This is a genomic window from Pseudomonas sp. NFIX28 (genome assembly GCF_900107395.1).
Lineage (GTDB): Bacteria > Pseudomonadota > Gammaproteobacteria > Pseudomonadales > Pseudomonadaceae > Aquipseudomonas.
Window position 1 is genome coordinate 184,709 of the sequence record NZ_FNPW01000001.1, and the last position, 17,739, is coordinate 202,447.

22 protein-coding genes are annotated in these 17,739 nt (G+C 59.6%); 20 read left to right on the top strand and 2 right to left on the bottom strand.

Going from position 1 to position 17,739, the window contains the following annotated elements:
* Positions 1 to 77: 77 nt before the first annotated feature.
* The 6 genes from BLV20_RS00855 to BLV20_RS00875 are packed head-to-tail and all read left to right on the top strand — an operon-like array spanning position 78 to position 5,845.
* Positions 78 to 677: a hypothetical protein gene (locus tag BLV20_RS00855; RefSeq protein ID WP_092295607.1), complete on the top strand. Its 600-nt coding sequence runs from the start codon at positions 78 to 80 to the stop codon at positions 675 to 677.
* A 2-nt stretch (positions 678 to 679) separates the two neighbouring features.
* Positions 680 to 1,417 (top strand): GIY-YIG nuclease family protein, encoded by a 738-nt coding sequence (locus tag BLV20_RS30735; RefSeq protein ID WP_139192648.1) that lies wholly within the window; start codon positions 680 to 682, stop codon positions 1,415 to 1,417.
* Positions 1,365 to 2,855, top strand: a complete 1,491-nt coding sequence (locus BLV20_RS00860; protein ID WP_092295610.1) for a terminase large subunit — start codon at positions 1,365 to 1,367, stop codon at positions 2,853 to 2,855. The genes BLV20_RS30735 and BLV20_RS00860 overlap by 53 nt, the downstream gene beginning before the upstream one ends.
* The gene (locus tag BLV20_RS00865; protein WP_092295614.1) at positions 2,855 to 4,306 is read left to right on the top strand and encodes a DUF4055 domain-containing protein; all 1,452 of its coding nucleotides are present in this window, start codon (positions 2,855 to 2,857) and stop codon (positions 4,304 to 4,306) included. Before BLV20_RS00860 ends, BLV20_RS00865 begins: the two co-directional genes overlap by 1 nt.
* Positions 4,233 to 5,345, top strand: a complete 1,113-nt coding sequence (locus BLV20_RS00870; protein ID WP_175540114.1) for a minor capsid protein — start codon at positions 4,233 to 4,235, stop codon at positions 5,343 to 5,345. Before BLV20_RS00865 ends, BLV20_RS00870 begins: the two co-directional genes overlap by 74 nt.
* Before the next feature lie 8 nt (positions 5,346 to 5,353).
* Entirely contained in the window at positions 5,354 to 5,845 is a 492-nt protein-coding gene (locus tag BLV20_RS00875; protein ID WP_092295620.1) for a DnaT-like ssDNA-binding protein, read from the top strand.
* On the opposite strand, the gene BLV20_RS30740 is transcribed toward BLV20_RS00875, so the two are convergent.
* Complete coding sequence (locus tag BLV20_RS30740; protein ID WP_139192649.1) at positions 5,829 to 6,272, bottom strand: hypothetical protein; 444 nt, start codon at positions 6,270 to 6,272, stop codon at positions 5,829 to 5,831. The genes BLV20_RS00875 and BLV20_RS30740 overlap by 17 nt on opposite strands.
* A 185-nt stretch (positions 6,273 to 6,457) precedes the next feature.
* Between BLV20_RS30740 and BLV20_RS00880 the strand changes: the two genes are divergently transcribed.
* From BLV20_RS00880 to BLV20_RS00945, 14 genes are all read left to right on the top strand, one after another.
* The gene (locus BLV20_RS00880) at positions 6,458 to 7,231 is read left to right on the top strand and encodes a hypothetical protein (protein ID WP_092295623.1); all 774 of its coding nucleotides are present in this window, start codon (positions 6,458 to 6,460) and stop codon (positions 7,229 to 7,231) included.
* Positions 7,232 to 7,234: 3 nt separating this feature from the next.
* Positions 7,235 to 8,212 carry a major capsid protein gene (locus tag BLV20_RS00885; RefSeq protein WP_092295626.1) on the top strand — a complete coding sequence of 326 codons (978 nt, stop codon included), beginning with the start codon at positions 7,235 to 7,237 and terminating at the stop codon, positions 8,210 to 8,212.
* A 55-nt stretch (positions 8,213 to 8,267) separates the two neighbouring features.
* Positions 8,268 to 8,573: a HeH/LEM domain-containing protein gene (locus BLV20_RS00890; protein WP_092295629.1), complete on the top strand. Its 306-nt coding sequence runs from the start codon at positions 8,268 to 8,270 to the stop codon at positions 8,571 to 8,573.
* A 10-nt stretch (positions 8,574 to 8,583) separates the two neighbouring features.
* Positions 8,584 to 8,961 (top strand): hypothetical protein, encoded by a 378-nt coding sequence (locus tag BLV20_RS00895; protein WP_092295632.1) that lies wholly within the window; start codon positions 8,584 to 8,586, stop codon positions 8,959 to 8,961.
* A gap of 2 nt (positions 8,962 to 8,963) precedes the next feature.
* Positions 8,964 to 9,353, top strand: coding sequence for a hypothetical protein (locus tag BLV20_RS00900; protein ID WP_092295635.1), 390 nt, complete (start codon positions 8,964 to 8,966; stop codon positions 9,351 to 9,353).
* A 1-nt stretch (position 9,354) separates the two neighbouring features.
* The gene (locus BLV20_RS00905; RefSeq protein ID WP_092295638.1) at positions 9,355 to 10,008 is read left to right on the top strand and encodes a hypothetical protein; all 654 of its coding nucleotides are present in this window, start codon (positions 9,355 to 9,357) and stop codon (positions 10,006 to 10,008) included.
* Complete coding sequence (locus BLV20_RS00910) at positions 10,005 to 10,421, top strand: phage tail terminator-like protein (RefSeq protein WP_092295641.1); 417 nt, start codon at positions 10,005 to 10,007, stop codon at positions 10,419 to 10,421. The genes BLV20_RS00905 and BLV20_RS00910 overlap by 4 nt, the downstream gene beginning before the upstream one ends.
* Before the next feature lie 69 nt (positions 10,422 to 10,490).
* Positions 10,491 to 11,147, top strand: a complete 657-nt coding sequence (locus tag BLV20_RS00915) for a phage tail protein (protein WP_092295644.1) — start codon at positions 10,491 to 10,493, stop codon at positions 11,145 to 11,147.
* 9 nt (positions 11,148 to 11,156) lie between these two features.
* Positions 11,157 to 11,537, top strand: a complete 381-nt coding sequence (locus tag BLV20_RS00920; RefSeq protein ID WP_092295647.1) for a phage tail assembly chaperone — start codon at positions 11,157 to 11,159, stop codon at positions 11,535 to 11,537.
* A gap of 44 nt (positions 11,538 to 11,581) precedes the next feature.
* Entirely contained in the window at positions 11,582 to 11,854 is a 273-nt protein-coding gene (locus BLV20_RS00925) for a DUF1799 domain-containing protein (RefSeq protein ID WP_092295650.1), read from the top strand.
* The gene (locus BLV20_RS00930; protein WP_092295654.1) at positions 11,851 to 15,141 is read left to right on the top strand and encodes a phage tail tape measure protein; all 3,291 of its coding nucleotides are present in this window, start codon (positions 11,851 to 11,853) and stop codon (positions 15,139 to 15,141) included. Before BLV20_RS00925 ends, BLV20_RS00930 begins: the two co-directional genes overlap by 4 nt.
* Entirely contained in the window at positions 15,141 to 15,479 is a 339-nt protein-coding gene (locus tag BLV20_RS00935) for a phage tail protein (protein WP_092295657.1), read from the top strand. Before BLV20_RS00930 ends, BLV20_RS00935 begins: the two co-directional genes overlap by 1 nt.
* Positions 15,480 to 15,488: 9 nt before the next feature.
* Positions 15,489 to 16,238, top strand: coding sequence for a phage minor tail protein L (locus tag BLV20_RS00940; protein ID WP_092295661.1), 750 nt, complete (start codon positions 15,489 to 15,491; stop codon positions 16,236 to 16,238).
* Positions 16,239 to 16,240: 2 nt separating this feature from the next.
* Entirely contained in the window at positions 16,241 to 17,014 is a 774-nt protein-coding gene (locus tag BLV20_RS00945) for a C40 family peptidase (RefSeq protein WP_092295664.1), read from the top strand.
* Here BLV20_RS00945 and BLV20_RS30745 read toward each other — a convergent pair.
* Positions 16,978 to 17,589 (bottom strand): hypothetical protein, encoded by a 612-nt coding sequence (locus tag BLV20_RS30745; RefSeq protein WP_139192650.1) that lies wholly within the window; start codon positions 17,587 to 17,589, stop codon positions 16,978 to 16,980. The genes BLV20_RS00945 and BLV20_RS30745 overlap by 37 nt on opposite strands.
* Between the last annotated feature and the right edge of the window lie 150 nt (positions 17,590 to 17,739).

Consider the following 17,739-nt stretch of genomic DNA (forward strand, 5'->3'; position numbering starts at 1 on the left):
CTTAAAACGGTTAATTGGGTACTGCGCCATTACTAATGGAGTCACGTGCTCTACCAATCAAGTGCCTGAGACAATTTATGACAACCAAGCAACCCGACTGGGAGGCGATCGAACGAGCCTACCGGGCTGGTGCGCTTTCCATAAGAACCATTGCTGAGCGTAACGGCATCAGCGACACCGCGATCCGCAAGAAGGCCAAGGCCTCTGGGTGGAATCGCGACCTTTCCGAGCAGGTGCGTAAAGAGGTTCGCAATAAGCTGGTTCGCGGTGAGGTTCGCGATGAGCAATGTGCGAACCCTGAGCATGACGCGGAGATCATCGAGGAAGCGGCAGAAGAGGGCGCGACGGTTGTTCGCAGCCATCGCCGAGACATTCGCAAGGCCACGAACCTTGCGAACCTGCTGATGGATGATCTGCTGATGACCATTCAGAAGCGCGAAGAGATCGAAGACGCGATTGTCGACGAGACGGCGGAGGACACCAACAGCATGCGCCGCGGCTCGATGCTCGCTGCGGTCGGCTTGCCGAGCAATGCCAAGACCCTGTTCCAGCTTTCGTCTGCCATGAAGAACCTGCAGGTGCTCGAACGCCAGGCTTTCGGTCTGGATGAGAAGGAGAAGACGGACGACGCGGACGAGCTGTCCAAGCTGATGGATGAATTGTCGAAGGAAGCCTGATCATGAAGCCCGGAGTTATCTACGTCATCGAGTGCGCTGGAAACGGTAAGCGCTATGTCGGTTCGACGTCCCGTAGGCCAAATCAGCGCCGGCTTGAGCATTTGCATCATCTGCGAGCAGGAAAGCACCACTCGAAGCGGTTGCAGCGGTGCTTCAACAAGTACGGCGAGGATGCGCTTTCATTCTCCGTCGTCGAAACAGTCGAAGACCTGAATATGCTGCTCCCACGAGAACAGTTCCACATCTGGCGTGCCGAAGGCGATTGCCTCAACAGCGCAGACGTCAGTGATTCAGTTCACTGCGCGAGGATTGCCAACACTGGTCGTATACAGGACGCTGATGAGAGAGCGCGTCGATCAGCCTCCTTGCTTGCGGCTGTCGCCTCTGGCACCAAAAAGCCAAGGGCTTGGACGGACGAGCAAAGGACTCAGCATTCGATAATCCTGACCGGTAGGAAGATGCCGGCGGTCAAAAATTCAACGAGAGAGAACATCAGCAAAGCGCTCAAAGGGAGAGCTCCTTCGATTGCCGGCAATACTAGATCAGTGGCCGTGAGAACCGAGTTCATTGCCGATGAGCTCGGCGGGTGGCTGGAGATGCGTGCCGCAGGCTTGAGCTACCGCGAAATTGAGCGGCGAACCGGCAGGTCGCGAAGAATGTTAGAGCGCGAATGCTCAAAGGCCGCCAATGAAGCCAGAACACCTGAAACTACTGAGAGACAAGAGATTCCGGCTCAATAATCTCTACTTCATCACCGACAAGCAGGGTAAGAAGATCCGCTTCCGGATGACGGACGAGCAGATCGAATATTTCGAGGGGATGCACACCAGGAACATTATCCTGAAGGCTCGCCAGCTCGGCTTCACCACCGAGTGCTGCATCATCCAGCTGGACGCTGCGCTGTTCGAGTCGGCCAAGTGCGCATTGATTGCCCATACCCTGAACGACGCCAAGCGCCTGTTCCGGGAGAAGGTGAAGTATGCCTACGACAACCTGCCGGCCGAGATCCGTGCCGCCAACCCGGCCAGGAACGATGCCGCCGGCGAGCTGGTGTTCAGCAAGGGCGGTTCGCTTTATGTATCCACCTCGTTCCGGGGTGGCACGCTGCGCTATCTGCACGTCTCCGAGTTCGGGAAGATCTGCGCCAAGTTCCCCCACAAGGCGCGTGAGATTGTCACTGGCGCCTTCGAGGCGGTGGCCACTGAGTGCTTTGTCACAATCGAGTCCACGGCTGAGGGCCGGGCCGGTTACTTCTTCGATTACTCACAGAGCGCCGAGAAGCAGCTGCTGTCCGGTACGCCGCTCGGTAAGCTGGACTGGAAGTTCTTCTTCTTCAGCTGGTGGAAGAACAAGGCCTACTGGCTCGATCCGGCTGAGGCGGTCATCCCGCAGCGCCTGACCGACTATTTCTACGAGCTATTCGCCAAGCATGGCATTGACACCAACCCGGGCCAGCGCGCCTGGTACGCCGCCAAGGAGAAGACCCTCGGCGACGATATGAAGCGGGAATACCCTTCTCTGCCGGCGGAAGCCTTTCAGCAGTCGATTGAGGGCGCCTACTACGCGAAGCAGTTCACGAAGCTGTACAGCGCGCAGAAGATCGGCCCGCTACCGGACAACAGTCATCTGCCGGTCCACACGATTTGGGATATCGGCGTCGGCGACTCCACGACCATCTGGTTCGTTCGGATCGTCGGCGAGGAATACCACGTCATCGACTTCTACGAGAACAGCGGCGAAGGCCTGCGGCACTACATGAAGGTGCTCAAGGATCGCAAATACACGTATGGCGATCACTGGGGCCCGCACGACATCGACAACCGCGAATTTGGTAGCGACGGCAAGACCCGCCGCGAACTGGCCCGTGAGGGTTACGAAATCGATGGGCAAAAATACAGCCTCAAGTTCAGCGTTGTTCCGAAGCTTGGCATCGACGAAGGCATTGAGCAGGTGCGGGAGATCCTTCCGGCCTGCGCCTTCGATGAGTCCAAGTGCGAGCTGGGTATCTCCTGTCTGGAGAACTATCGAAAGGAGTGGGACGACAAGCGGGGCTGCTGGAAAGACAAACCACTTCATGACTGGTCATCGCACGGCGCGGACGCCTTCCGCTACTTCGCCGTCTCGATGGGCCGACGCAAACGCACAGGCGGAACACGCCGAATAGGAGGCTTGGCCTGATGCCAGTGCAATCGACAAATCCGGACTACGACGTGCACATCGCCGAGTGGGAGATGATGGACGACGCGCTCGAAGGTGAGTGCGCCGTGAAGCGCAACGAACGTAATCTGCCCAAGCCGAGCGGTATGGTCGAAGCTGAAAAGATCGACGGCGCCGGCAACAAATACCTCTACGAGAATTACACGAACCGGGCTCAGTACGAGCACTGGGTGCGCGACTCGCTGCGTTCGATGATGGGCTTGGTGTCTCGGTTGATCCCGGAGATCGAACTGCCCGGCGGCCTGAAAGGGCTGGAGGACAACGCCACATCGGACGGCTTCGGCCTGAAGCAACTGTTCTTCCGCATGGTGCGCCAGGCTATCTCGCACGGCCGGGTGCCGCTGGTGGTGAACATCGATGAGCGCGGCGAGCCGTACTTCTCGACGTATGCCACGCGCAACGCCATCAACTGGGACACCGCTGATCAAGGCGGCCGGCAGGACCTGGTCCTCTCGGTGTTCCGTGAGTTCCGCAAGAAGGGCGGCGACCGATACAGCCATGACTGCGACACGGTGTTCCGTGAGTTCTTCATGCAGGACAGCGTCTGCCATACCGCTGTGCGGAACGAAGGCGGGGAGCTGGTCGGGAACGAAAAACCGTTAGGCACCACCGGTACGGACGACCGCTTGGTCAAAGGCCTGCCCTACCTGCCAGTGATCTACTGTGGCTCGACCGACAACTCGCCGGACGTCGACGAGGTACCACTGCTGACCATGGCGCGCGCCGCGTTGAAGTCCTACCAGCTGAGCGCTGACTACTTCACCGCGCTGCACCAGACCAGTCATCCTCAGCCGTGGGTGTCCGGCCTCGATGACTCTGTAGAGCTCAGCGTGACCGGGCCATCTGCTGCTTGGGATCTTGGCCCGAACGGCGAGTGTGGTTATCTGGAGTTCCAGGGGGCCGGCATCGAAGCCGTCCGCAAGGCCATGGATGACCAGAAGAATGCCGCGCTTGAAGCCGGCGCCAAGGTCATGGATGTGGGTGGCATTGAGTCAGGCGAGGCGCGCAAGACACGCCAGAACGACCAGCACGCCACGCTGCACAGCATCGTCGTCACGGTGGCAGAGGCGGTGGAGCAGGGGCTGCGATATGCAGCCGAGTGGAAGGGCTACGACCCCAAGCAGGTCAAGTTCAAGGTGAACCCTGAGTTCGTGACCCCGGTGGTCGACGCCCAGGTGCTCGCCGAGCTGCTGAAAGGTGTGATGTCCGGAACGATCAGCGCCGACACCTACTGGCAGTACCTCACCACCGGCAAGCTGCCGGATCGCCCATATGAAGATGAAGCCGACCTGATCAGCGATGAGCGCGAGTCGGCCGGCATCAACTTGGATAAAGAAGATGTCAACGACAAACCAGGCGCAGGCGGACAGCCAGCTGCTGGAGCAGACGACCCGTCACTCGGTAATGCTTGAGCGACTTAAGGCCGGCGAGGTCAAAAAGTTCGAAAAGTACCTGCGCCAGATCGACACGCTAGTGCGGGAGCAGTTGACCCGCAAGGAGCTGACGACCTACAGCCGGGACCGTCTTGAGCAGTTTCTGGCTCGAGTGGACGGCAAGCTGCTGGAGATCTACAAGGCCTATGGCGATCTGGTGCAGGCTGATCTGGTCGACATCGCGCTGTACGAGTCGACCTTCGAGGCCAACAGCCTGAGCAATGCGCTCTCCATCGACGCGGTGGTGCCGAGCAATACCGTGATCCGCGCGGCGGTGTTTTCCTATCCGCTGCAAGTGAAAGGCATCGACGGCGGCAAGCTGCTGAAGAGTTTCGTCAGCGGCTGGACGCGCACAGAGACGATGCGTGTGACGAACACCATCAGACTCGGCTTCGGCCAGGGCCAGACCAATGCCCAGATCATTCAAGCGATTCGCGGCACCGCAGCTCAGAACTTCACGGACGGCGTCTTGGCGGTGAGCAATCGCAATGCTGCATCCGTGGTGCAGACGGCAATCCAGCACGTGGCCACGACGGCACGAATGGAGACGCTGAAAGCCAACAGCGACGTGGTGCTGGGCTATCGCTGGGTGTCGACACTCGACCGCAAGACCTCGCAGCAATGCAAGGGCCTGGACGGGATGCGCTTCGACTTGGGCAAGGGGCCGTTGCCACCGGCGCACATCAACTGCCGCTCCACTACGGTGCCGACCACCAGACTATCGGAGATGTTCGCCAAGGACGCCACGCGCGCCTCGGTGGGCGACAACGGCGGGGCCCAGGTGGACGCCAGCCTGAACTATTACGAGTGGCTGGCGACCCAGCCGGCAAGCTTCCAGGATCATGCGCTGGGCCCGGTAAGGGGTAAGCTGTTCCGGAACGGCGGCCTGACGCCCGAGAAGTTCGCCAAACTGCAGCTCGACAAATCGTTCAGGCCACTGACCCTGGCCCAACTCAAAGAGATCGAGCCTGACATGTTCACCCGAGCAGGCGTTACACTCGGCGCTCCCGCAAGTTGAGATAGCCGATGCAGATCATCGTTGAGGACGGGCAGGGTAGGTCTGACGCCAACAGCTTTGTGCCGCTGGAAAAGCTGACCTTCTACCGCGACTACTACGGGTTTCGGATACCTGAGGCCGTGGATGAGCAGGTCGATCTGCTGTTGCGAGCGGCTGCCAACATCAACAGCCGCGACTGGAAGGGCAGGAAGGCCCATCCTGACCAGGCGATGGCCTGGCCCAGGCGTTACTGCAGGATTGAGTATCAGACGCTTTCCGAAACGTTCATACCCTTTGAGCTGGAATGGGGTCAGGTTCGGCTGGCGGTTGAGCTGTACGCCGCCGAGCAGGGCTTTGAGATCGAAGAGCCGACGCACTGCACGGAGCCAAACGGACGGCGGACACTCCTGCGCCGCGGCAATCCCGGGCGACGCATGCGACCACCGCCGTATGCGCCGAGTAGAACACAATTCGCTGATTACCTCGTTTGGCGAGGCTTACAGCTCATTTATCCACAGTAGCGGCAGAGCTATTGTCGGGCGTTGGCTTGGGAAGCACGAATGGAAACTTCAAGGTTTTGCTTTCAAAAAGAGTGGATTGTTCGATGCACTTGCTTGAAATCGACTTATCAGCAGTCAAGGGAATTAACGCCGCTATCGTTTCAGGAATTTTAGTGTCGGTTTCTTGCCCGATACTCGTGATCATTCCGTTTGCTAAAGCGACGTTCAGTTTGGCTGACCCGAGTCCGCTTTTGAATTTCAAAGAACGTTTTTCTCCAGGCAGTGTGACTGCGGTTACGCTTTGCGAACAGTCTGCTTTGTTTGACACCAGCAAGTAAGGCACTGGGTCGTAGTAGGTGAGCCCTTCAGTTCCTAGATCGATGCCGGCACAGCCAATAAGAGCTGATGAGCCGACAAGTACCACGAATCCTTTTGTGATGATTTTCATGCTTATCTCCCTGCTTGAGCCAGAATGGCTACCAAGGGAGTGTAGTTAGAGTTTTGACAACGTTTCTGGTCGTTGTATCGCAACGAATCGGCACATCTATGGCCCATCCATAAACACTTTGCCTCGACTACGTCGGGGCTTTTTTATGCCCGTTAGGCGGGCCAACTAATCCCCAGGGGATACCCATGCCATTTGAATTTGACCCGGCCGCCGCTGGACTCACCCTCGACGCAACTCAGACCGCAGCCCTCCAGGAGGCGCTCGGCGGAAAGGTTCAGGAGTATCTGGACAAGGAAGTAAATGGGCTCAAGTCCAAGAATCAGGAATTGCTGGGTTCCAATCGGACCATCAAAACCGAACTGGACAAGCTGAAAGGTCAGTTTGAAGGCCTGGATATCGACGCGGTGAAAGGCTTGCTCGCCAAGGTCGGTCAGGACGAAGAAACGAAGCTGATTGCAGAGGGCAAGCTCGACGAAGTGATCAACCGTCGCACCGAGCGCCTGCGTACCGATTCCGAGAAGCAAATCAAGGCCGCCAACGAGCGTGCCGACAAGGCCGAAGCCTTCGCTGCCAAGTACAGCGACAAAGTACTGGCCGACTCCATCCGCGCTGCCGCCATCAAGGCCGGCGCGCTTCCCGAGGCTGCCGAGGACATCATCTTGCGCGCCCGGGGCACTTTCAAGCTCAGTGAAGACGGAGAGGCGATTGCCACCGATCGTAACGGCGAGGTCGTTTACGGGAAGGACGGTAAAACACCGCTGTCGCCGCTCGAATGGGCGGAATCGCTGCGTGAAACAGCAACACACCTGTGGCCAAGGGCTCAGGGCGCCGGGCAGATCGGCGACAACGGTGGCAAGGCCACGAAGAAATGGGGCGAGTACACCGAGCAGGAGCGCGCCGCGCTGGCCCGGGACAACCCCGACGCATTCAAAAAACTCCAGGCCACCAAAGGAACCTAATCCATGGCTACTACCCAACTGACCGACATCTTCGTCGGCGACTACTACGCCTCGCTGGCACCGGTTAACAGCCCGGAAAAGACCGCTGTTTACGAGTCGGGCATTGTGACTCGCTCGCCTGTGCTGGACGCGATCGCCTCCGGTAGTCAGGGCACCGCGGAGATCAGCTACTGGCAAGATCTCAACGCTGATGAAGCTCCGAACATCAGCAACGATGACCCGAACGACCAGGGTGAAGTCGGCAAGGTCGAGCAGGACAGCATGCGTGCCCGCGTCCTGTACCTCAACAAAGGCTACGGCGTAACCGATCTGACTGCGGAACTGGCCAACACCGAACCACAGCAGCAGATCCGCAACCGCTTCGGCACCTACTGGACCCGCCAGTGGCAGCGCTACACCCTCGGCGCCGCTCGCGGCATCATCGCCTCGAACATTGCCAATAACGGCGGTGACATGGTTATCGACGCGGGCGCGACCATCAACGCCAATGCCTTCCAAGACGCCGCGTTCACGGCGGGCGATGCTGCTGATCAGTTCGGCGCGATCGGCGTGCACTCGGTCGTGATGAACCAGATGGTCAAGCAAGACCTGATCGAGTACCTGCGCGACTCCGACGGCAAGATCATCCTGGCCACCTACCTGGGTAAACCGGTGTTCATGGATGACGGTCTGGTCTATGGCGCTGGCAAATACCTGTCTGTGTTCTTCGGCCAAGGTGCTTTCGGTTACGGCGAAGGCGCTCCGAAGGTGCCAGTCGAGCTGGAGCGTAAGCCGGGCGGCGGCAACGGCGGCGGTGCGGAAGTGCTGTGGGAGCGGAAGACTTACATCCTCCAACCTGCCGGCTTCAGCTGGAAGGGTTCCGAGGCTCAGAACCTCAGCCCGACCGCGACCCAGTACGCCGCTGCCGCCAACTGGCAGCGTGTGTTCAGCCGCAAGCAGGTTCCATTCGCCGCCGTGATCAGCGGTACCACCACGCCGTAACTCGGCCCACACAACCTGGCGCCCGTATGGCGCCGGGATGCTTTTGAGGTGACTCATGAAAGTGATCTACACGGAAAAGCCGGGCAATGAGCGCGGCGTCTGCTACCGCCTGTTGAGCGAATTCTTCGGTGTCATCGGCTCCGCTACCGAGGTAGTCGTCGATGGCGATGCCCCGGATATCGTCGATGCCTACCAATCGGCTGGCATCAAAGTATCCGACGGCAATGAGCAGGATTCCCCGGAAACCGACCCTCTGAAAATGAAGGTTCCCCAGCTGAAAGAATGGCTGACCGAAAAGGGCATCACCTTCGATTCGACCGCCAAGAAAGAAGACCTGCAGGCCTTGGTGCCGGCGGAATAAGGACAAGCACATGACTGACTTCATCACCGTCGCCGATGTTGACGCCCAGCTCGGTTCTGGCTGGGCCGGCACCGGTGATCCGGTCCTTGCCGTGACCATGGCCAATGCCTGGCTCACGACCAAGATTAAGCGGGCTGTTCAAGATCCGGTTCCGACTGAGATCAAAACAGCCGGCGCTCAGGTCGCCAAAGAGGCGGCGGCGGGCAAGCTGTACACGTCCACGCAGAAGGAAGTGCAGAGCAAGACCGTATCGGCTCAGTCCGGCACGTCAGTGAGCAAGACCTACGTGGCGGGCTCTACCGATCAGTCAGCGGGTGTGAATTTCGCTCTGGCGCTGCTCGATCCGTGGCTCAAGCGCTCCGCCGTAATGATGCTAAAAAGGACTTGATCATGGGCATGCGCAAAGAGATTCAGGCCGAAATGGCGGAAGCGTTCGATGATCCTGATGGCCTTGCCGATGCGGTGAAGCCAGTGACAGGTGTGCGCAAGGTTGCAGGCGAGTATGACCCCGACCTGGGCGGTGCGCCCGAGGTGACCACCACCTACGGCGGCCGTGGAGTCTTCGGCAGCTACCTGGCCAAAGAAATCGACGGCTCCTTGATCCAGACGACCGACGAAAAGCTGCTGGTACTCCAAAACGAGCTATTCATCACCGTGATGGGAGAGCCAACAGCAGAGGCTGCCACTCCAAAAATTGGCGACATCATTGGCGGCAAGCGCGCGCTCAACGTCGCTCAGGATCCTGCAAGTGCCACTTGGACCATCCAGTTGAGGATCTGACGTGAGTAAATACACGGGCCTCAACGGAAGCTTTGCCGAGAATATTCGCCAGTTTGCCGAGCAGGCCCAAGCCGGGCTCGACGCCACCTTCCGCGAAATCGTGATCGAGATTGGCAGTAGCGTTATTCGGATGTCACCCGTGGGCAACCCCGAGATCTGGGCTGCGAACGTCGCGTATCGCGCTACCAACACCCGTGCCGCTGATCACTACGATTTCAAGGTCGCCGTCCGCAACACCCTCATAAATCTTGAGGAGAACAACTTCAGCAAGGCCGGCAAACTGAAGCGCGGCGTGAAGTACGCCAAGCCGCTGACAAAGACCGAGCGCGACCAGAACTTCAACGTGAATGGACTGGTTGCCGGTAAGGATTACGTCGGCGGCCGATTCCGCGGTAACTGGCAATTCTCGATCGGGGCGCCGGCTGAAGGTGAGCTTGATCAGGTCGATCCGGCCGGCGGCGTCACGCTGGCGAAGCTCAGGCTTCAGGTCGAGCAACTGACGATAGGGCAAACGGCCTACATCGTGAACAACCTGCCATATGCGGTGCCGCTCGAGTACGGCCATTCCAAACAGGCACCGGGCGGCATGGTGCGCATCACGCTCGCGCGGTTTCAGCAGATCGTCGACGAAGCCATCAGGAACAATCAGGTATGAGCCACAACATCATCGCTTCGATCTACGAAGCCCGGCTGATCGCCTGGGCGAAGGCTTTGCCGACACCCATCAAGGTCGTCGTCGAGAACGAGGCCTATGAGCCCGGAAGCGGTGCCACCTACCTGCGAGCTTTCACTCTGCCGGGCGACACCGCGAGCAACACGCTTGCAGGCGATCACAAGCTGTACACCGGCGTGTTTCAGGTCAGCATTGTGACGCCATCGGGCAAATACCGTGGCGCCGCTGGCGCAATTGCTGATCAGATCACCGAATTGTTCCCGCTGTATGAGCGCAATACGAGGGGCGCGCTGACCGTGGTGACCATGTCGCCAGTCGATCAGGGGCCAGGTATTTCCGACGACACGACCTACACCGTACCGGTCTCGTTCATGTACCGGGCCGACACCAACTAACCCGCCCATTGGGCGCACCCAGAACCCGCCATTGAGCGGGTTTTGTCATTTCTGAGAGAGGAAGAACCCATGGCCGGCATTCAAATGCCCAACGGCGCAACGTTCGAAATTGCTTCCGCCTATGGCGTTGCAATCCCATTCACTGCCCTGACTAATGCAAACCCGGCAGTGGCCACGGCCGCGGCGCACGGACTGGCCGAAGGCGACATCATCGCCGTCAGTTCAGGCTGGACGCGCCTGGACGGCCGCGCTGTGCAAGTGGGTGAGATTGCCAGCGGCACTTTTGCGCTGGACGGCGTGAACACCACCAACATTCAGCAGTATCCGGCCGGTTCGGGCGTCGGTAGCGCACGAGAGGTGATGACCTTCACCGAGATCTCGAAAATTACCGAGCTCGGATCGAGCGGCGGCGATCAGCAGTTTCTCACCTTCGGCTTCCTGGCTGACGATGATGACCGCCAGATGCCGACCACCAAGAACCCGATCACGCTCACAATCACGGTCGCCGATGATCCGTCGCAGCCTTATGTTGATGTCTGCGAGGCGGCGGACGACGACAAGCAGGCCCGTGTTCTGCGCCTAAACCTGCCAGGCGGCAGCCGCATCATCTACAACGGCTACGTCTCGATCACTTCGACCCCGACCATGTCGCGCAACAACTTGATGACTCGCGTGATCAGCATCGCGCTGACCGGTCGCCCAACTCGTTATAGCGCCTCGGCGTAAGGAAGGCACATGGCAAAGTTCACACTCGCCCGGAACCCAACCTTCAATCACGTCGTGATGCTGCCAACAGTCGGCGGCGATCCGGTAGGCGTCGAGTTCGAGTTCAAGTATCGCGATCGAACCGAATTGGCCGGCCTCTATGCAGAGTGGGGTGAGCGTCATAAAGCCCTCAAAGAAAAAGCGGAAGAGACCGGCATTGAGCAGTTCACTGCTTTGCTAATCGATCTGCAGGTCGAGCAGTTGAAGGCGATCGTCGCCGGCTGGGATATCGCCGAAGAGTTCACCGACGAGAACCTACGCATCCTGGTCAAATCCATCGCCGCCACTCCTAGCGTGGTACTGGCTGCTTATTCCGATGCCTTCAGTAACGCACGCCTGGGAAACTCCTAAGCGTCTCCCGCAAGCTGTACGAGCCGGGGCCGTCAGTCGAATCGCTGGCGGCCTTCGGCCTTTCTCTTCGTGACATACCCGATGAAGTCTGTGAGGTCTGGCCTGATGTCTGGCAGTCCTTCAGGGTCTTCGAGGCCATGTACACCCAGTGGCGTACAGGCGCGTGCGGCGCTACCGGACTCGATTACACGTCAATTCGCCATGTCGCCGGCTTCCTCGGGCTTACCCGGTCGGAAGTCGTCGACGTCTTTCCAGATATCCGCGTCATGGAAGCCGAAGCCCTGCGGGTGATGGCGGAGCAGAGGGACAGTAAATGAGCACTACCTTCGCGTCCCTCGGTATCGAGGTGAATTCCTCGTCTGCCTCCAAAGCGGCTGATGATCTCGACAAGCTGGTGGATTCGGCAGTTGATGCTGAGAAAGCCATTGATGATCTCGGTAAGTCGGGCGAAGGCCTGGCCAACACCAGCAAGAAGATCAGCCAGGCCGAGACTGAGGCCGCTCAGGGTATCGACAAAGCCACGGGCGCCAAAGAGCGTCAAGTCAATGCCAGCCGCAAGGCTGGTGCAAGCGCTGCCAGCGAAATCGCGATCATCAGCCAACTCGACAAGGCAATGTCCGGCAACATCGGCAGCATTGAGCAGCTGATTCAGGCTGAAGGTTTGCTGGAGCGCGCCCGAAAGGGTGGTCTCGTCACCATCGAGCAGCAGGAGTCCTATCAGGATCGGCTCGGCAAGGCGTATGAGCGGATCGAGAAAGCCGAAGCCAAGGAGATGGCTCAGAAACAGCGGCTGATCGAGGCTGAAAATCGCCAGATCGAAGCGCTGAAGCGCACGGTCAACAACATTGATCCGGTCACCGCGAAGTTGGCCAAGCTCGAGGCCCAGGAGAAGGCGCTGGAGGCTGCGCATAAGGCGGGTGTGATCGATGCGAACCGCTACAACGAGGCGCTGGCCAAGATCGGCAAGGACCGTTCCGCGCTTACGACCACAGAGACGGCTTTCGACAAACTGAAGCTCGGTACCCGTCAGGCTCAGGAAAACGTTACCCAGCTGGGCAACGCTTTGGCCTCTGGCGACTTTGGTAGCGGCGCGCGGGCGATAGCGCAATTAGGGGTAGGGGCTGGGGCTTCGGCAAAGAGCATGGCCGCGCTGCTGCTTCCCGCGGGCGCCTTGACTGGCGTGATCGGGGGGGTGGCCTACGCCTACTTCGATGCGATGAAGCAGGCGCGCGAGTTCAACGCCGCGATCAATGGCGGCTCGAATGATGCAGGCCAGACTATCGGCAGCCTCAAGTCCATGAGCGAGTCGGCAGGCGCGCTTACTGGCAACTTGTCAGGCGCGCGGGAGGCCGTCATTGCCCTGGCGTCTGGTGCTGCCACCAGCGGCACCCAAATGCAGAACCTGGCACAAGCTGCAGCAGCCATCGGCGAGGTGACGGGGAAGGGCGCTGGCGACATCGCGAAATCGCTGGCCAATGCCGGGGACACCGCTACAGAAGCCGCGTCGAAGATCAGCGACCAGTATGGCCTGCTGACCTACGAGCAGTACCAGGTCATCAAGGCGATCGACGAGCAAGGAGATCATCAGCGCGCCCTGGACACCCTCAGTGAGAACCTGAACCAGTCGGCCCAGGAGCGCCTGAAGGCTTACCGGGCCTCCCTATCTGATATCGAGCGTGACTGGGATGACATCAAAGTCGCGATCAAGGGGGCTTATGCTGCGGTCCGATCCGAAGTCTTTCCTGACTTGGCCAAGCAGATCGAAATCACCCAGCGGGTACTGGACACCCGGAAAGGTGGCGGCGTTGCTGGCGCGGTATCGAACGGGCTCAGCTCGCTCAATTCCTTCCTGGGGCTGAACGATGGCGAGAACGACGACTCGACGCCGGCATTGGAGGCAAAACTGGCTTCGCTCAAGGCGCGCCAGGCTGCGAGTGAAGGGCTTACCGCTTCCACCGGTGAGACAACTCATGCGAACAAGGAGTTGATTGCGGTCCAGAAGGAACTGGATAAGCAGCTCGATAACTTGAACCCGCTGGCTAAGCGCCAAGAGGCCTACAAGAAGCTTGACGACCAGTTCACCAAGCTTTACCAAAATGCCGAAAAGACAGGGCAAAAGTCGGCGACCCTTGATGGTGTGCAGTTCGATGGAAAGAGGTTCTCCGGCGGTGCCTACGACAAGTTGCGCAAGGCAATCGACGATCAGAACAAGGATCCAAAGTCAGCAACTGGCTCCGTCGACCTGACCAGCTTCAACAACTCGAAAAACGCCCTCACTGGCATTCTCTCCGAGTACAAGAACGCCCAGAAGGAGCTGGAAGCGGCGCAGAAGGCCGGCCTGGTCTCCCAGGCGGATTACCTGCTCAAGCGTCAGGCAATGATCGGCAACGAGCGCGATGAGGTCATCGCGGCTTACGAGGCGGAGATCTCGGCGCTCGAAGCGACCAAGGGAAAGGCCGGCACCTCGGCGGCCCAGCGCATCCAGCTGGACCAGAAGATCGCCGACGCCCGCGCAGCGATGGTCAAGGCACAGAAGGATGCCGACTCGGAACTGGCTGTGTTGGCCGCGAACGAAGAGGGCAGGCTCAAGAAGCAGGCCCTGGCTGTCAGCACCTACACCGGAGCCCTGCAGCAGCAAGTCGACACTTTGCGCCGGCAGGGGCAGCGTGCGGCCGCCGGTCTTGGGCAGGGTGATCGGCAGCGCGGGCTGACCGACCAACAGAACGGCATCGACGACCGCATCAACCAGCAGCGTCTGACCTTGGCCGACCAGTATGGCGACGGCTCCCGTGGCATGAGCCTCGACGAGTACAACCAGAAACTGGCGGCCCTGGACAAGACTCAACGGGACCTGCAGGAAACGGCGATCTCCAACTACGACGAGATGACCGCTGCCCAGGGTAGCTGGAGCGCCGGCGCTACATCGGCCTGGCAGAACTACCTGGAGTCGGCTCGCGACATTGCTGACCAGACGAAAAGCTTGTTCACCAACGCCTTCAGCTCCATGGAGGACTCGGTCGTCAACTTCGCCATGACCGGGAAGTTCTCGTTTTCCGACTTCACCAAGTCGGTGCTGGCGGATATGGCACGGATTGCAACCCGCCAGGCCAGCTCAGCGTTGCTGGGCAGCTTGGTAGGGGCAGCAACCAGTTATTTCACCGGTAGTGGTAGCGGCGCTGGGGCGACCTCGGCTGGTAGTACACAGGCTGGTTATACCGGGGTCGATTTCTCTGGATATCGAGCCGCTGGCGGTCCTGTCGCGCCCAACTCTCTGTACGAGGTCAACGAACTGGGACCGGAGCTGTACAACGAGGGCGGTCGGTCATTCCTGATGACCGGGGCAAATGGAGGCAGCGTTACGCCCCTGAGCTCTGGAGGCGGGGTTGGAATAGCGGCTATGAGTGGTAACGGCGGGCCAAACATCCAGATCAACGCGCCGGTGAGCATCGTCACGCAGGACCGCAGCGGGGAGGGTATGCAGCTCGACCAGCAAGCTCTTCAACAAAGCCTTCAAGCCCAGATGAAAGCAGTCGCTGAAAAGGCTGTGGCGGATTCGTGGCGCGCCGGCGGTACCAGTTTCAGGAACACAAACGGGAGGGCCTGATGGCAATCGAGACATTCACTTGGCCAACGCAGAACGGGGACGCACCCGAGATCACCTATCGGGTGCGAACCGCGCAGTTCGGTGACGGCTACAAGCAAACCGCCGGCGACGGGCCGAACAACAAGGAAGACTCCTACCCGGTCACCTACACCGGTTCGAAGGCCCGGGTGCTTGAAATCATGGCCTTCTACGATCGGCACGCCGGCGCGAAGGCCTTCCTCTGGACTACTCCGCTCGGTGAGCTGGGCCTGTTCACCTGCGTCAATCCTGTTCCCACCCCGGTCGGGGGCGGGGTCTTCAAGATCACGGCCACGTTCAACCGGGCCTTTCATCCATAAGGGGCAATCATGCCGCTGATCAGTGATATCCAGGCGCTTGAGCCTGGTAGCGAAGTACTGCTCTTCGAATTGGACGGATCGGACTATGGGGCGGACGTATTGCGCTTCCACGGGCATGCGATCCCACACTCGCCCGAGGAGCTGCTGGCAGCAGGGCCAAACGCCGACCAACTGCCGGCAAAGTCCATCTGGTGGCAGGGCAACGAGTACGGCGCCTGGCCCATGCAGATCGACGGCATCGAGGCCAACGGCGACGGCACCGCGGTACGCCCGACGCTATCGGTCGGCAACGTCAACGGTCGCATCACAGCCCTATGCTTGGCCTTCGACGACCTGCTTGAGTTCAAGCTGACCATGCGGCACACGCTGGGCAGCTACCTGGACGCGCAGAATTTCCCGGTCGGCAACCCAACGGCCGACCCCACCCAGGAAACGATCGAGGTCTGGTACATCGACCAGAAGACCAACGAGGACGGGGAAACGGTCAACTGGGAGCTGGCCAGCCCGGGCGACGTTGGCGGTGAGTCCATCGGCAGGCAGGCGACCACGCTTTGCCACTGGTGCCTCACTGGCGGGTACCGCGGGCCGAACTGCGGTTACACCGGCGGCTATGTCGACAAGGACGGCCTGCCCACGAACGATCCGGAAAAGGATGAGTGCGATGCCACCCTGGGCCGGGGGTGCATCCCGCGCTTTGGCGAGGGCAACGAGCTGTCTTTCGGTGGTTTCCCCGCTATTTCCATCATTGCCCGGAGTTGACCATGCGCAAACACATCCTGAGCGCGATCCAGGCGCACGCGGCGGCCGAGTATCCGAAAGAGTGCTGCGGCCTGCTGTTGGCCGTTGGGCGCAAGCAACAGTACTTCCCGTGCCGCAACATCTCCACCGAGCCAAACGAGGAGTTCCGGCTGGATCCGGAGGAATACGCCGCGGCCGAGGACCAGGGCGAGGTGATCGGCATCGTGCATTCGCACCCAGACGCCACCAGCCGGCCGTCGCCGCGCGACCTGGCCATGTGCGAAGCCACAGCGCTGCCCTGGCACATCCTGAGCTGGCCTGAAGGGGATCTGCGCACCATCGCGCCGGCGGGCAGCACGCCGCTGCTCAAGCGATCATTCGTTCACGGCGCCTGGGACTGCTGGCAGGTCTGCGCGGACTGGTACAAGCGAGAGTGGGGGTTGGAGTTCGAAGCCTTCCAGCGCGCTGATGGCTGGTGGGAAGACCCGGCCGGGCCGAGCCTCTACGAGCAGGCCTATGAAGCGGCGGGATTCGTGCAGGTCGACAAGCCGCAACGTGGCGACATGATCGTCATGTCCGTGGGGCGCACGGCGCACCCGAACCACGCTGGGATTTACCTCGGCCCGGATCCTGAGTTGCCGGAGGAAGCTGCTGAGGTGTTCGGCCCTGGGCCTTTCCTGCTGCATCACCTGTATGGCCGACCAAGCGAAATCATCGTTTTCGGCGGGCCCTGGGCACAGCGCACACGTCTAATATTGCGTCATCTTGATGCTCGGGCCAATTCGCCAAGCGAGTAAATTGAAAATCCGCTTCTGGTCAGGTGATTGATCTGTACAGAGCCACCAATATACACACGGTCTACGGCTTTTTGATTTTCCTGCATTTCCTGGGCTTGCATGATTTCTACTGCGCAATCCGGGAACGAGCTCAAGTCTATGTCGGCATTGTCAGCAAGTGGTGGTTTTACCCCAAGGCCATATGCCAACCATTCGGACGCGAAGTTCGACTTTGATCGGTAGCTATAACCATGAATTTTTCCAGTCTTTTCGGAAAAACCGAAATGATAGATCGTTGCTGTCTGGTCACGGAGGGAGGGGAACTGGTTGTTCAATTCTTGCCAGAGGGATTGAAGGGGCTTGGGAGCATGAGCATCGACCGCATCTACATCGAGGGCAAAACCCTGTTCATTCACAAGGCCGATCCAGCGATTGAAAAGAGCAGCCGAACCGGTGCCAGCAACAATCATTCTGAGGTGAGGGATAGCAATAGCTTTACTCGAATACCCGGGAGCTGCCCCATCGGGATAATGTAAAAGCGTATCTGTTGCGATGATTACTTCTTGGGCGTCCGAATAAAATAGCAATGACGACATCTTGCTTCCTTGCAATACGAGCTGAACGCAGGAGGCTACTATCCGGCGGGAGAGGGGCGTTACTGGCTTTTCATCCATGTTGGATGGTGGACAGGCATCGCGTTAATGATTGGCTCTACCTCTCCAATGAGGCATGCTTTGCGCAAAATG

Coding starts and splice junctions, on each gene's coding strand:
- BLV20_RS00920 (WP_092295647.1), top strand. CDS start 11,157: ATGGCAAAGTTCACACTCGCCCGGAACCCAACCTTCAATCACGTCGTG.
- BLV20_RS00940 (WP_092295661.1), top strand. CDS start 15,489: ATGCCGCTGATCAGTGATATCCAGGCGCTTGAGCCTGGTAGCGAAGTA.
- BLV20_RS30740 (WP_139192649.1), bottom strand. CDS start 6,272: ATGAAAATCATCACAAAAGGATTCGTGGTACTTGTCGGCTCATCAGCT.
- BLV20_RS00870 (WP_175540114.1), top strand. CDS start 4,233: ATGTCAACGACAAACCAGGCGCAGGCGGACAGCCAGCTGCTGGAGCAG.
- BLV20_RS00915 (WP_092295644.1), top strand. CDS start 10,491: ATGGCCGGCATTCAAATGCCCAACGGCGCAACGTTCGAAATTGCTTCC.
- BLV20_RS30735 (WP_139192648.1), top strand. CDS start 680: ATGAAGCCCGGAGTTATCTACGTCATCGAGTGCGCTGGAAACGGTAAG.
- BLV20_RS00865 (WP_092295614.1), top strand. CDS start 2,855: ATGCCAGTGCAATCGACAAATCCGGACTACGACGTGCACATCGCCGAG.
- BLV20_RS00890 (WP_092295629.1), top strand. CDS start 8,268: ATGAAAGTGATCTACACGGAAAAGCCGGGCAATGAGCGCGGCGTCTGC.
- BLV20_RS00910 (WP_092295641.1), top strand. CDS start 10,005: ATGAGCCACAACATCATCGCTTCGATCTACGAAGCCCGGCTGATCGCC.
- BLV20_RS00930 (WP_092295654.1), top strand. CDS start 11,851: ATGAGCACTACCTTCGCGTCCCTCGGTATCGAGGTGAATTCCTCGTCT.
- BLV20_RS00855 (WP_092295607.1), top strand. CDS start 78: ATGACAACCAAGCAACCCGACTGGGAGGCGATCGAACGAGCCTACCGG.
- BLV20_RS00895 (WP_092295632.1), top strand. CDS start 8,584: ATGACTGACTTCATCACCGTCGCCGATGTTGACGCCCAGCTCGGTTCT.
- BLV20_RS00860 (WP_092295610.1), top strand. CDS start 1,365: ATGAAGCCAGAACACCTGAAACTACTGAGAGACAAGAGATTCCGGCTC.
- BLV20_RS00885 (WP_092295626.1), top strand. CDS start 7,235: ATGGCTACTACCCAACTGACCGACATCTTCGTCGGCGACTACTACGCC.
- BLV20_RS00935 (WP_092295657.1), top strand. CDS start 15,141: ATGGCAATCGAGACATTCACTTGGCCAACGCAGAACGGGGACGCACCC.
- BLV20_RS00945 (WP_092295664.1), top strand. CDS start 16,241: ATGCGCAAACACATCCTGAGCGCGATCCAGGCGCACGCGGCGGCCGAG.
- BLV20_RS00880 (WP_092295623.1), top strand. CDS start 6,458: ATGCCATTTGAATTTGACCCGGCCGCCGCTGGACTCACCCTCGACGCA.
- BLV20_RS00900 (WP_092295635.1), top strand. CDS start 8,964: ATGGGCATGCGCAAAGAGATTCAGGCCGAAATGGCGGAAGCGTTCGAT.
- BLV20_RS30745 (WP_139192650.1), bottom strand. CDS start 17,589: ATGTCGTCATTGCTATTTTATTCGGACGCCCAAGAAGTAATCATCGCA.
- BLV20_RS00875 (WP_092295620.1), top strand. CDS start 5,354: ATGCAGATCATCGTTGAGGACGGGCAGGGTAGGTCTGACGCCAACAGC.